Here is a 13752-nt window from a genome sequence, read left to right as displayed (position 1 = left end):
ACATCCCCCTTTGTTTTGTTATTTTGTTTTAATACGATCGTCGTTTGCAATGGTCTCAAAGAATTCTTTTATATATTTGGGACCGTTTACCGCAGCGTCTTCAAAATCGTAATTGATTGTTTTGATTTTATCCAAGCCGAATTTTACGGCAGGTTCAACTGGTTTAGCATTATCTATAACGAGGAACTGATATGCGCCGTTTTCCTGTGCAAGGTTTACACAATCGGGCGAAAGAGCGTATTCAATGAATTTTTTTGCGTTTTCAAGGTTTTTTGCTCCTTTGAATATTGCCGTTGCGCCGATTTCGTAGCTGGTGCCGGAAGCGGGGGCGGTCATACCGAGGTTGTTGTAACCGTTGTCGACCGTTTGATATACGATGTCGTGCAAAAAGCCGATACCGATAACGATTTCGCCGGTGGGAACCATTTTAGACGGACCGGAACCGGATTTTGTATACTGAGCTATGTTTTTATCCAGTGCGGCAAAATATTTCATAGCTTCTTTTTCGCCGCGCATTTGAACGATTGTGTTAACGATTAATTTGCCGGTTCCGGCAGTGTTGGGGTTTGCAAAAGAAATAAGCCCTTTGTATTCGGGTTTTAATAAATCATCCCAATCTTTGGGCGGCTGCAAACCTAAGCGAGCCAACTCTTCTTTGTTCCAAAAAAAGCCTAAAATGCCACGGTAAATACCGTACCAGTTATCGTCTTTGTCTTTGTACTGCTGACCGATAAGGTGTTTTGCATTTTCCGCTTTGTACGGGTAAAGCAAACCTTTTTTTGCCGCCATATTATACGGGTCGGTTGTACCGCCGAACCACACGTCTGCCGACGGGTTGCCGTTTTCTTCTTCGATTTTCGTAAAAACTTCGCCGGTGGAAAGTCTTTGAAAGGTTGTTTTAATTCCGGTAAGTTTTTCGAATTTGGCGCAAATTGCGGCTACGTGTTCTTCTTCACACGAACCGTACACAACGAGTTCTCCGGCATTTTGGTCTTTTGCTCCGCCGGCGGAAAGCGCAGTCGCTACAAGGGCGCACAACGCAATTATCCATAGCTTTTTCATAGTAACTCCTGTAAAAACTATAAACCTATTCTTGGGAAAAAACAAGGGTCAATAGCCGGAGTTTTTTTTAATTGCGGTATTTTTTACTATGTATTATAATTAAAGCGATGAAAAAGCGCCTTTCAGACATCAGGTTTTACGGCGGAAAGTACTATAAACGTTTATTCGCCGTTTTTACAGGGAGCGCCGTTTTATTTTCTGCAGTGGTTGCGCTGTTTTCGTTTTATATCGGGCTGCGCGTGGCGGAAAACGAAAAAAATGCTTTTAAAGCTTTTGCGCAAAACCGTTACAACCTTATCGATACCGCCGCTGCCGTAGTAACCGGCGTTATGGATAATTTTATTAAAAATCCGTATTTAGCCGAATGGGCGGACGCCGAAAACGCAAACGCTTATTACGCCAAAGCGGTTGTGCTGTACGGTTATATAAAAAACATTTCCAGCCAGCTCGCTCCACTGTCTTACGAACTTGCCGTTATCGGCGAACGTTACGATACCATGACTATTTCGGGTTTAGGCTCGGGACCGCGCGACTGGTACGTAAAATACGAAACATCGCTGAGCGCCGAACGTTTTAAAAGCCTTAGTGATGCCGCGCGCAATCAAGACGGTACAACCGTGTTTCCCGTATACGACGATAACACGGGCATATTAAAAGAACTGTATTTTATACGCTGCTTACAATGGAAAACACAAATTACGTTTGTCGTTTTAAAACTGTTTGCCGATCCCGTGTTTATACCCGCCGAAAACGAAAACTTTTGCATTACGCTTGCGCGCGGCGTTTCGGTTTATGCGCGAAGCGGCGAAAACGGCAACACAATGCATGCGGACAATAAAAATTACCGATCTTATTCGCAAGCACTGCACATTCCCTCGTGGAATTTGACGGTTGAATACCGTATCGGCAAAACCGTCCGCTTGCTCTTGGCAACCGTTCCCTTGGTGTTTTCACTGTGTGTTTTTATTTTATGCATATACGCCGCTTCGCGCACGGCACGGCGTTTGTATTCTCCTTTGGGCGAAATTGTACGCCGCTTTATTCCGCAAAATGCGGGAGCGGTAAACGACGAATTTGAAATACTGCGTACAAATAGCCGTAAAATGGAATTGCTTTCGCAAGAGCTGCAAAAAACGATTGAAGAAAACGAAGCTCTTGCCGTTCAAAAATATAACCGCGGCTTGCTTGAAGGAGTAGTATCCGAAGAAGACGCAAAAAATACGGATGTTTTTTTTGTCGCTTCGGTTATATTAACTGCGGAAGAAGGAACCGCCGAGCGCGACCGGCGTCCCTATGTGCAGCTGTGCGCCGAAGCTTGTTCGATCGGCGAAGAAGGCATACATTATGTACAGTACGGCATAAAAGAGTTTGCTCTAATACTCGATTGCGCAGACGAAACCGAAGCAAAAGAAAAGCTAAAAACGTTTTTGGCAAAACTGCAGCTTTTTTCAAATTCAGCGTTTGTGGGAATGCAGGCAGCTTTAAGCGGTGCGACTCAAGGAAAAGCGTGTTTAGCCGAAGCGCTAAAACAAGCGCGCGATGTGCTGGAATTCCGCCATACCCGTCCGCACGCGAGTATTTTAACCGCTTGCGATGTTGCCTTTGCCACGGCGGAGCATTACGATTATCCGCTTGCAACCGAAAAAAAATTGCTCGATTTTGTTATCGCAGGCAGTACGCAAACGGCAGTATGTTTTGATGAAATTATAAACGAAAATATACGTAATAAGGATTTGTCTTTTTCGGCGCGGCGCAATTTGTTACACGCACTTTCGGCAACCCTTATGCGGGCTTTGCAGGAATTAAAAACAACCAGCGAACAATTGTACGGAAAAACCGAGGATTGGAACGCGTTGTACACGGGGCAGCCCGACAAAACAGCTTTTAACGAAATAAAAAATATAGCCGTTCAAATTGCGAATGCCGTCAGAAAAAAAGAATTCGACGCCGATACAAAAATCCTTCAGTTAATGAACGATTATATTTGTCGCAATTTTCAGCGCGATATATCGCTTCAGGATTTATCCGACGAATTCAATATTACTCCCAAATACTGCAGCAAACTGTTTGCCCGCTTAAGCAATAATACATTTAAGAATTACCTTAATGCGCTGCGTATACAAAAAGCGCAAAACATTATTTGTGAAAACCCTTTAGTTAAAACCGTCGATCTTGCCGGTAAAGTCGGCTTTAACAGCGCAACCAGTTTTATTCGCGTGTTCAATAAATATGCCGGCGTATCCCCGCAAGTATATGCCGATCGCGTGCTGCAAAATATTGCGCCTCAACAAGAGCAATAAACGTACTCGCTGCAATCGGAATAGCCGGCTCAGCCGCAGTCGCCGTAACCGTCTCTGCGGTGTACGTCGCAGCCTAATGCGTATTGACGCTTATTGTTGATAAAAGCGGAAAAATAATGATTTACAAATCTTTTTTTATACTTCACAATAAAATAAGGAGGGCGTGCGGTGACTAAAATCGTTCAAAACAAAAAAGAAAGCGTACTGAACAAAATTGCAAAAGATTGGGATTTATACCTGCTGCTTTTGCCCGGTTTTGTGTGGTATTTGCTGTTTTGCTACAAGCCCATGGCAGGCCTTATAACGGCTTTTTACGATTACAACGTATTTAAAGGTTTGGCGGGAAGCACCTTTGTCGGGTTTGCCAATTTTTCCGAATTTATAAACGGTCCCGATTTTGTGCGTACGATAAAAAATACGCTGATGATAGCGTTATGGCAAATATTTATTTGTTTTCCGCTTCCCATTGTGCTTGCCATAGCGGTAACGGAAATGAAAAACCGTTTTATCAGAAAGCTGACACAAACCGCTACTTTTTTGCCGTATTTTATTTCGGTAGTAGTTGTGTGCGGTATGGTTATAAACTTTCTTTCGCCGAGTACGGGTATAGTTAATTTAATAATAAAAAAATTGGGTTTTACTCCCGTATATTTTATGGTAGAACCCAAATATTTCCGTCTTATATATACGATGATGACGCTGTGGCAAACGGCGGGTTTTAACGCAATCGTGTACATTGCTGCAATTATGGGTATAGATTCGCAGCTATACGAAGCGGCGATTGTGGACGGGGCGAACAAATGGAAACGCATTGTGCACATAACTGTTCCCGGTATTTTGCCTACAGTTATTACTATGTTTATTATGAACATCGGAAAGATGGTAAAAGTAGGCTATGAGTCTATTTTGCTTTTGTACCAGCCGACGACATATCCGGTTGCCGACGTTATCAGTACGTATTCGTACCGAATAGGTATAGAAAACGGCGACTACGGTTTGGCTACGGCAGCCGGTTTATTTGAAGCCGTAGTGGCTCTTATTTTGGTAAGCGTTGCAAATAAAATCAGCAAACGCGTTACCGAAAATTCGTTGTGGTAATTAACGGGTGTACTAAGCAACAAGTACTGCAAAAGAGCAAAGGGTATTATATGAAACAGAAATTCGGTAAAGATGAAAGTATAAAAGTAATCGGCAGCGGCGAGCATATGTTTAATAACATTATGAACGTGTTCGGTATATTGATAACGGTGCTTGCACTGTATCCGCTGTATTATGTGTTTATCGCTTCGTTCAGTAAGCCTTACTATGTGGAAAACGGAGACGTAATGTTCCGCATTATCGGTTTTACGCTCGACAGCTACAAACAAGCGTTTGCAAAAAACAGCATTTGGATTGCTTACGGCAATACGATTTTTTATACCGTGTTCGGTGTGCTGTTTAATATGTTTTTTACCGCCACTATGGCATACGCTTTAAGTAAAACGCGTTTGCTTGCGCGCAAATGGCTGACTATTTTTGTTGTGTTTACCATGTGGTTCAGTGCGGGAATTATTCCGCTGTATATGACGTTCCGAGATTATCATTTACTTAATACGCGCTTTGCCGTTTTAGGCGGTTTTGCGCTCAATACGTACAATTTGATTATCTTAAAAAGCTTTTTTGAACAAGTGCCGTCTTCGCTTGAAGAAGCTGCTTTTATCGACGGTGCGGGTAATTTGCGGATTTTTTCAATGATTTACCTGCCGCTTTCCAAGCCGGCTCTTGCAACGGTCGGGCTTTTTTACGGTGTTAACCGCTGGAACGGTTACTTTTGGGCAATGAATTTGCTTACGGACGACAATAAAATGCCGCTGCAGGTTTTGCTTAAAAAACTGATTGTCAATAAAATTTCAAACGAAACCGAAGCGCAAATCGTAACATTTAATTCCACGTGGTCGCCGCTGACGGTTATTTATGCGATTATCATTATAGCGATTGTGCCCATGCTGGTCGCATATCCGTATGTACAAAAGTATTTTAGGAGCGGTATTACGCTCGGCGCTAACAAAGGCTGACAGGCGTTTTTATAAGGTATAAAACGCCATCGCATAAAGGAGAAGCGCCGGCAAGCTGCAAACGTCAGCCGGTGTTTTCGGTTCGAAAACGTTGTTTGTCGAACTGTACTTTCCGCCGGTTTGCGGCGGATGATCTCCGTATAGTTTTTTTGTAGGAGTGATTTCTATGAAAAAAATCGGACTTATTGTCTGTTTGCTGTTTGCCGTCTTTTCGGCATTTGCAATGGGCTCTTCGGATAAAACAGGATCCGATATGCTCGGGACTGCCGGAACGGTATCCGCAAAACCTGTTGAATTTACGGTGTTTTTAAACTTCAACAACATGGTGTTTAATCCCGAATGGAAGGTATGGCAGGAAATCGCAAAGCGCACAAACGTATCGCTTAAAAGCGTTATCAGCCAGGCAAACTCAAACGAAAAAGAAGCGTTTAACTTAATGCTTTCTTCCGGAAAACTTGCCGACGTTATCGGCTATGTAAGTATTTCCGATTTGGAAAAACTGGGAAGAGACGGCGGTTTAATTCCCTTAAACGATTTAATAAAAAAACATGCGCCGAATATCCAAAAACGGCTCGAAACGGTTCCCGGCTTTGCCAGCACCGCGTATTCTTTGGACGGCAATATCTATTTTATTCCTAAAGACCAAACGCTTAAGTTTTCCGAATTCTATTGGATAAGAACGGATTGGCTTAAAAAACTGGGATTAAAAGCTCCTACAAACGTCGATGAATTGTACACGGTATTGTCGGCTTTTAGAAACAAAGACCCGAACGGTAACGGCAAAAAAGATGAAGTTCCGCTGTTTGACCGCGGTGCGGTAAAAGCTCCCGATAAGTATTTGAATTTATTCGACACAAGTACCGAATTTTATGCACGCAACGGAAAAATGGTATTCGACCCGATGGAAAAAGAATTTGCGCTCGGTGTAAAAACTTTTGCCAAGTGGTACAAAGAAGGCTTGGTTGACCCCGAATTCTTTACCCGCGGAGCAAAAGCGCGCGATATTTTGTTGTCGGGCAACGTAGGCGGTTTTACCTTTGACTGGGTAAGTACCGGCAACTACAATGCCTCTTTGGCAAAAGATATTCCCGGTTTTAAAATCGAAGGTATTGCACCGCCCAAAGATCCGTACGGAAAAGTTGCTTTGCGCGACGCCAGAACAGCCGGAGCAGGCTGGGGAATTTCTTCCCAGTGTAAAGACCCGGTAACCCTTATTAAATTCTTTGACTTTTTCTTTACCCAAGAAGGAAGTGACCTTATGAACTGGGGTGTTGAAGGTCAGGAATACACCCGCGACGCTTCGGGCAAAAAACAATTTACCGACATGGTAACAAAATCGGGACAAACACCCATCGGCTATTTACGCAGTATCGGAGCTCAATACCGCATCGGTATGGCGCAAGACGGCGAATACGAAATTTCGGTTATGTCGCCGGAGGCAAAAGCCGTTGCTCAACTGTATACCGATAATCCGCAGTGGTATCCGGAACGCATACCGCCGTTTGCCGACGCCCGTCTTATTATGAAAGTAAAACCGGAAGACGATGCACGCTATAAAAAAATTATGACGTCGATACGCCCGTATGTAGACGAAAAATTCCAATCGTGGGTTTTGGGTGCTTCGGATTTCGACAGCGATTATCCTGCATTTAAAGCCGAATTGGAAAAACGCGGTATAAAAGACGCTATTGAAATTTTACAAAGAGCATACGATATAACGTATAAAAAATAAGCTGACTGTTTGATGCGGAAGTGTTACGAACTGCGGTTTTGAACGCTTCCGCATTCTTTTACCAAAGGGGGATTCAGATGAAAAAGGCGGCAGCCGTGTTATTGCTTTGTTCTGCGTGTGCTTGTTTTGCGCGCGGAAAATCCGACGGTAAAAATACTAAAAGTGCCGAAAATGCGCAGTTCGTTCAAAGCACTCAAGACTTTCAAAGCGCTCAAAACACTGTACACGTGGTTTGCGGAAACACTGTGTTTATAAAAAATCCTGTTGATTTTGTTCCGAATATGTGGAGGAGCGGATTTACTGCACTCGACGGAACATTTTTAAAAAATGTGGGATTTTATAAAATTAAACGTGAATTGCAAGCAGGCGAAGACGATAAAGGACGCACGGAAGGCATTGCGGCGGCTGAACATTTAGTAGAACTTTCGCCCGGTACGGACGGCGTTTACGTAAACGCAAAAGAAAAAGGAATTGTAACAATTGCCGCAAGCGACGAAAAGGGTAATACAAAAACATGGAAGCTGATTATCCATGCCGTTGATAAAAAAGTATTGCCTAAAGCAAATAAAAAACAATATCACAAATTACGGGAAAAATGGAAAACGCAGCTTACCGGCGGCGCACTCGATATGAATGATGATGTTGCAGTGCAAGCGGTAAAAAAAGTTGACGAACAAGCTTTTGCTGTGTGGAATTCTTATGCATATAAAGGAAAAAACTCGTGCCAAACGCCTCCATGGCCGGAAGATATTGGATTAAAAGGTAATCCGGACATAAAATACGAAGACGATGCGGTTGAATTCCGAGCCGCTTTTCAAAAATTGTACACTTTGGCTGTAGCGTACGAAAGTCGCTATGGCGAATACTATAAAAATAAAAATTTGTTTTCCGATATGATTGCCATATTGGATTATCTTACCACCTTTTGCTATACACCCAAATCACAAACCGATAATTGGTGGACGTGGGAAATCGGTATACCCAAATCGCTGGTGCCGACTTTAATACTGTTAGCCGATGATTTAAGCTCCGAACAAAAGCAGCGCTACATAACGCCCGTTGTGTTTTTTCAAAGCGACCCGTTCCACGGCGGTGCTATCGGAACGGCTTCAACTCACGGTAAAGGATACCGTATGCAATTTGCGGCAAACAGAGTGGACTGTTCCGTGAGCGCATTGGGAATAGGGCTGCTGTTGGAAGACAACGAATCCGTCTATTTGGCGCAGCAAGCTTCCGCTTCAACTATAGCGCTGCAAACGATAGAAGACAGTCTTGTTTTATCGGAAAAGGGATTCCCTTCCGGATATTACGAAGACGGCTCGTATCTTGATCACTCGCGCACTCCTTATACCAATTCATACGGTGTCGTCGTTATTGAAGGTTTAAGTAAAATCGCTTCAATTTTGAATAAGTCTCCGTGGCAATACGATAAAGAAAAAAGCGCCATTCTTAAAACTATGATGATTGAAAGCTACGGTCTTTCGGTGTACAACGGTTATGCGCTCGATATGCTGCGCGGAAGAGCCGTAGCGCGAAAACAAGTAACCGATAAAAGTATCGGACGCGATATTACCACTTATGTTTTGCTTTTAATGGACGCTTTGGACAGCGAAACACAAAAAACGATGAAGCGCTACATAAAAAACTGGCTGATACACGATCCGGAATACATAAATTCTTTAACCGAAATTACACAACTTGCCGTTCGGTCCGAAGCAAAACGGCTTTTAAACGATACATCCGTAAATACGGCATTACAACCCGTTCACCGCAATTTTCCGCTGATGGACAGAGTCATTCACCGAAGCGAAAATTGGCTGTTCGGACTCAGCATGTATTCAAGCCGTATTTTTAACTGCGAAATAATGAACGGCGAAAACCTGTACGGATGGCACCAGGGCGACGGTATGACCTTTTTGTATACCGGACAGCCGCTTTATTATACCGAAGGGTATTGGAATACGATAAACCCGTTCCGCTTGCCGGGAACTACAACCGTATCAAAAAATATCGGAAACGGAACACCGGACAGCAGCGGGTTTTACCAAGAAGGCGATTACAGTTCAAAAGAAGATTGGACGGGCGGCAGCGCATTGTACAATTTCGGTACAAACGGCATGCTATTATCCGGCGACATCAACGAGCAAAGCGTTGTGTACGAACCGAATTTGCGAGCGCACAAATCCTATTTTATGACAGGCGATGAAATCGTATGTTTAGGTGCCGGTATAAGCGATTTAAACAGCACGTTCAAGGTAGAAACGACAGCGCTCAACCGTAAATTAAAAGCGGACGGCTCAAATGCCGTAGTGTTTAACGGTTCAAAGCTCGATTTAAATATGCTTGCGCTCGATACTGCCGAAATCGTAAAAACCGAAGGCAAAGGTTCAGGCAGTGCTTCTATGGAAGGACAGCGCCTTGAATTTTCAAACGATGCGAATTGGTTGTGGCTTGAAGGAAACGACAGTGCAAGTGATATCGGTGTGTATTTCCCGAACGCTCAAAAAGAAGCATTGTATGTGCGTAAAGCAGCCTATACCGGAAGCTGGAGCAATATCGGTTATAAACAAACTGAAGAAAAAGAAACAACGAACTTTTTTGAACTGTGGTTCGACCACGGAATAAATCCTGTTTCTCAAAGCTATGCGTATGTTATTTTGCCGTGCGCAAACGAAGCAAAAGTAAAAAACTATGCTCAAAAACCGGATATTACGATTATAGCAAACACAGCGCAAGTGCAAGCGGTACGCAATGCGCGTACAAAGGTAAGCGGTTTTAATTTTTGGACGGATACCGAAACGCAAGCGGATTTTCTTGTTTCGCTGCACAAAGCCTCTGTTACACTTAAAGAGGGAGAGGGCGGTATAATCGAACTTGCCGTTTCCGATCCTACGATGAAGAATACCGATTATATTGAACTTAAATTGCAAAAGAAAACCGCTGCTGTTTTGGAACACGGCGACAACGTCAAAGCCGAAATAAAAGGCGATGTGCTTGTGATACGGGTATATACTGCCGGAACAAACGGAGCATCGTCTTATATAAAAATTAAAACGGCTGAGTAAACGGCAGGGGTGGGAGAACGGAGAAACGGCTATGCAGCGCAAGAATTTATTATACATTTTTGCGGATCAGTGGCGCTATCATGCGCTCGGTGCCGCACACGAAGATACGGTTTTTACGCCGTGCATGGACTCTTTTGCAGCCGAAAGCGTGTGCTGTACAAATGCGATCAGCACTTATCCGCTGTGCTCTCCCCACCGTGCTGCGCTTTTAACGGGTAAATATCCTTTGTCGTGTGGTATGTGGACAAACTGTAAAACCGGTTTGGATATCAGCCCCTGCCTTGCGCCGCAAGAAACCCTTATCAGCGACGTGCTCAAAAAAAACGGATACGATACCGCTTATATCGGAAAATGGCACTTGGATTCAAGCGATTTGAATTATTCTGCACATCCTGCAAGCGCTTGCAGCGGATGGGACGCGTATACGCCTGCCGGCTGCCGCAGGCATGGCTTTGACTTTTGGTACTCGTACGGGGCTATGGACGAGCACTTAAGTCCGCACTATTGGACAACCGACGGCGAGCGCTGCGATATACGTACATGGTCGCCGGAGCACGAAACCGATGTGCTGCTTTCGTACCTTGAACGCTGGCGTGCGGCACATACGGGACAAGCGGCTCAACTGGATCAGGCAGTTTCTCCGGCTCAAGCGGACACGCCCTTTTGCGCTTTTTTATCGTGGAATCCGCCGCACCCGCCTTACGATCAAGTACCCGAACGCTACCTTAAACAGTATGCAGGAAAACTAAACTTTAGGCAAAACGTACCGGAAGCGATGCGGCGCGATGAAAGCTATCAAAAAAAAATGCGCGAATACTATGCTGCAATCAGCGGCTTGGACGAACAATTCGGTCGCATTATGAGCTTTTTGGAAAAAACGGGATTAAAAGACGACACGCTTATCGTGCTATCCGCAGACCATGGCGATTGTATGGGGTCTCACGGTTTGTACGGAAAAAACGTATGGTACGAAGAGTCCATCCGTATTCCGTTGTATGTGGGCGGCGGTGCGATGATGTCCTTTGCCGGCGAGGGGGCAGACAGTCAATCCCGAACGTCTGCCGATGTCCGTTTGCATACGCCGCTCGTTTGTCCTGCTTTAATCGAAAGCTGCGATCACATGCCCACATTGCTTGACATATTGGGCGTTCCGATACCCGATTGCGTGGAAGGTACAAGCGCTGCACTTGCTTTAGCCGCCGCATGCTGCGGTGCCGATTTTTCGGACGGGAAGGTCAACACGGGAAAGTCGCACGCTTTTTTGTGTATGCTTCCGGGAATGCCGGAATTAATCGAGCCCTTTAAAAAAGAAGGTTTGGACAGTAAGTGTTTCGGCTGGCGCGGCATACGCACAAAGGACAAAACCTACGTTATCGACAACGGCACCGAGCCGCACACAAAGCAAAGGCGTTTTTTGTACGACAATGTGCAAGACCCTTATCAAATGCATCCGATTGAATTATCCGCTTCGGATCCGCGCTGCGCGCCTTACGACAAATTGCTTAAGGCATGGTGCCGCCGCCACAAAGACTTTTTTTTATTTGAACGGAACGAATAAAACGGAGTCTGCTGCGCCAGCCGGTTTTGTCGTGTTGATCGGCATACGCCACGGTACGATTCGCAGCACTTACCCGAGTAAATGGAAAAAACTACGTATATATGAAAAACGATATTTTACTTATTCAAGTCGATCAACTGTACAGCCGGGCACTCAAAGCATACGGAGGTTATTCGGTTACACCGGTTATAGACGAGTTATGTTCACGCGGCGTAGTATTTGAAAACTGCTTTTGCCAATTCCCTCTGTGTCAGCCGTCGCGCGCTTCTTTGTGGAGCGGTATGTATCCGCATAAAACGGACGTACTTTCCAATGGACGTAAGTGGAAAGTGCAAAATTTCGGCACAAGGTATAAAACGCTTGGCGAAATTTTTCGGGAAGCAGGATACAAAGCCGTTCACTTCGGTAAATGTCACGATGCGGGTACGCTGCGCGGTTTTGACTGTGCGCCCGAAGGAGAAATCGCCGTACAAAGCGAACACGCCGAATTCCCATATAATATGGATACTTATGAAGATCGTGATACCTGCGAAAAAGCGTGCCATTTTTTAAACGAATGGAATTTTTCGCAACCGCTTTTAATGGCGGTCGATTTTGTAAATCCCCACAATATTTGCGGCTGGGTCGGTGCAAACAAGGGTTTGCCCGCCGATGTCCCGCTTCCGCAAAACACTCCCTTAACGGCGGCGTTAAAAGAGGACGGTTCTGCATGCAGTATTCCGGCTCAAAAACATTCAGAATATCCGGAATTTTCCGAGCTCCAAGAACTTCCGGAACTTCCCGACAATTTCGACTTTGACGATATTGGAAACCGGGCGGTATCAATACGCTACGTTTGTTGTTCGCACGTACGTCAAGCTCAAGCAGCTTTATGGAAAAAACATACCTTCCGCCGCTACCTTGCCGCATACCGCCACTATCTTTCGCTTGTCGACCGCGAAATAGGGCGCGTTTTACACATTTTGGACAAACGCGGCAAGCTTAACGATACCGTCGTTTTATTCTTTTCCGACCACGGAGACAACTTAACCGCTCGCGGCTCGGTTACGAAACAAGTAAACATGTACGAAGAATGCATACAAGTACCTTTGGCGGTGTGCGGCCCCGGTATTTTTCAACGAACCGAAAAAATCGGCGGTCTTGCCTGCCTTTTGGATATCGCACCCACGCTCTGCGATATTGCAGGACTTTCGTGCCCCGACAATTTTGACGGCATCTCCTTATACGATTCCATATATAAAGGTACAAAACCGGACCGTCCGTATGCCGCATGCCAGTGGCACACCGAGTGGGGCTATACCGTATCTCCTGCCCGCATGATTAGGACCGAAACACATAAATACATTCACTATGCCGAAGACGATTTTGAAGAACTGTACGATTTGGTGTGCGATCCGCACGAAAAGAAAAACCAAGCAAAAAATCCTGCATATACTGCAGATTTAAAACGCATGCGTTCTTTGTTTGAAAAGTATTTAAATTTAACAAACGACCCGTACCGCTCACTCGAATACAAAGCTGATCCGCGTTGGCGAAGTCATCCTTGCGGCTACTGTAACCACAAAGGACCTGCAGCCCCTGAAGTATAAAACCTGATTGCACGGGGCGGGGGAAGGGGCTGCGTTTTTTATGCTTTTGCTTCGCTTTGTAAAAGCCTTACGGCAGCGGCAACATCGCTTGATGCTTGGCTGAATGATGAGTCCGAGCCAAGCATTGCTTCCGCTTGCGTAAAATTACCATTGTTGATTGCTAAGGCAACCGCTCCGGCTTCACGGTGAAAAGTTGCGTGTTTTTCCATACACTGTATATAATTAGGTGAATCTTTATACAGCGCTTTTGCATCATCGTGCAGCCATTTGCCGAATTCGCACATATTATCTTTGGCAATTTCTTCGGCGTTAAGTTTTGTATGTGTTGCAATGGCATTACGGAGCTTTACTTTCCATTCAATATGCCGCCTAATTGCTTTATTAAAGTCAAT

At 44.8% G+C, this 13752-nt stretch carries 8 protein-coding genes and 1 pseudogene; 7 read left to right on the top strand and 2 right to left on the bottom strand.

The window, feature by feature from the left end:
- Nucleotides 1-18: 18 nt before the first annotated feature.
- Nucleotides 19-1062: an ABC transporter substrate-binding protein gene (locus HMPREF9193_RS09230; RefSeq protein WP_021687860.1), complete on the bottom strand. Its 1044-nt coding sequence runs from the start codon at nt 1060-1062 to the stop codon at nt 19-21.
- 107 nt (nt 1063-1169) lie between these two features.
- On the opposite strand from HMPREF9193_RS09230, the gene HMPREF9193_RS09225 reads away from it, so the two are divergent.
- The 7 genes from HMPREF9193_RS09225 (at nt 1170) to HMPREF9193_RS09195 (ending at nt 13360) form a co-directional block, all read left to right on the top strand.
- Nucleotides 1170-3362 carry a helix-turn-helix transcriptional regulator gene (locus HMPREF9193_RS09225; RefSeq protein WP_021687859.1) on the top strand — a complete coding sequence of 731 codons (2193 nt, stop codon included), beginning with the start codon at nt 1170-1172 and terminating at the stop codon, nt 3360-3362.
- Between the two features lie 168 nt (nt 3363-3530).
- On the top strand, nt 3531-4460 hold the full coding sequence (locus tag HMPREF9193_RS09220; RefSeq protein ID WP_021687858.1) for an ABC transporter permease: 930 nt from the start codon (nt 3531-3533) through the stop codon (nt 4458-4460).
- A 50-nt stretch (nt 4461-4510) separates the two neighbouring features.
- Nucleotides 4511-5416: a carbohydrate ABC transporter permease gene (locus tag HMPREF9193_RS09215; RefSeq protein WP_040848074.1), complete on the top strand. Its 906-nt coding sequence runs from the start codon at nt 4511-4513 to the stop codon at nt 5414-5416.
- Between the two features lie 166 nt (nt 5417-5582).
- Nucleotides 5583-7148, top strand: a complete 1566-nt coding sequence (locus HMPREF9193_RS09210) for a type 2 periplasmic-binding domain-containing protein (RefSeq protein ID WP_040848072.1) — start codon at nt 5583-5585, stop codon at nt 7146-7148.
- A gap of 77 nt (nt 7149-7225) precedes the next feature.
- Nucleotides 7226-10213 carry a polysaccharide lyase 8 family protein gene (locus tag HMPREF9193_RS09205; RefSeq protein WP_021687854.1) on the top strand — a complete coding sequence of 996 codons (2988 nt, stop codon included), beginning with the start codon at nt 7226-7228 and terminating at the stop codon, nt 10211-10213.
- Nucleotides 10214-10244: 31 nt separating this feature from the next.
- Nucleotides 10245-11771, top strand: coding sequence for a sulfatase family protein (locus HMPREF9193_RS09200; protein ID WP_021687853.1), 1527 nt, complete (start codon nt 10245-10247; stop codon nt 11769-11771).
- Nucleotides 11772-11872: 101 nt separating this feature from the next.
- Nucleotides 11873-13360 (top strand): sulfatase family protein, encoded by a 1488-nt coding sequence (locus HMPREF9193_RS09195; protein ID WP_021687852.1) that lies wholly within the window; start codon nt 11873-11875, stop codon nt 13358-13360.
- A gap of 38 nt (nt 13361-13398) precedes the next feature.
- Here the strand turns inward: HMPREF9193_RS09195 and HMPREF9193_RS11430 are convergent.
- Nucleotides 13399-13713: pseudogene (locus tag HMPREF9193_RS11430) on the bottom strand (CZB domain-containing protein); the annotation flags it as partial.
- Nucleotides 13714-13752: the final 39 nt, after the last annotated feature.

It is taken from the genome of Treponema lecithinolyticum ATCC 700332, assembly GCA_000468055.1.
GTDB lineage: Bacteria > Spirochaetota > Spirochaetia > Treponematales > Treponemataceae > Treponema_C > Treponema_C lecithinolyticum.
This window is presented reverse-complemented; position numbering and strand designations above follow the sequence as displayed.

Coding starts and splice junctions, on each gene's coding strand:
- HMPREF9193_RS09215 (WP_040848074.1), top strand. CDS start 4,511: ATGAAACAGAAATTCGGTAAAGATGAAAGTATAAAAGTAATCGGCAGC.
- HMPREF9193_RS09230 (WP_021687860.1), bottom strand. CDS start 1,062: ATGAAAAAGCTATGGATAATTGCGTTGTGCGCCCTTGTAGCGACTGCG.
- HMPREF9193_RS09225 (WP_021687859.1), top strand. CDS start 1,170: ATGAAAAAGCGCCTTTCAGACATCAGGTTTTACGGCGGAAAGTACTAT.
- HMPREF9193_RS09205 (WP_021687854.1), top strand. CDS start 7,226: ATGAAAAAGGCGGCAGCCGTGTTATTGCTTTGTTCTGCGTGTGCTTGT.
- HMPREF9193_RS09200 (WP_021687853.1), top strand. CDS start 10,245: ATGCAGCGCAAGAATTTATTATACATTTTTGCGGATCAGTGGCGCTAT.
- HMPREF9193_RS09210 (WP_040848072.1), top strand. CDS start 5,583: ATGAAAAAAATCGGACTTATTGTCTGTTTGCTGTTTGCCGTCTTTTCG.
- HMPREF9193_RS09195 (WP_021687852.1), top strand. CDS start 11,873: ATGAAAAACGATATTTTACTTATTCAAGTCGATCAACTGTACAGCCGG.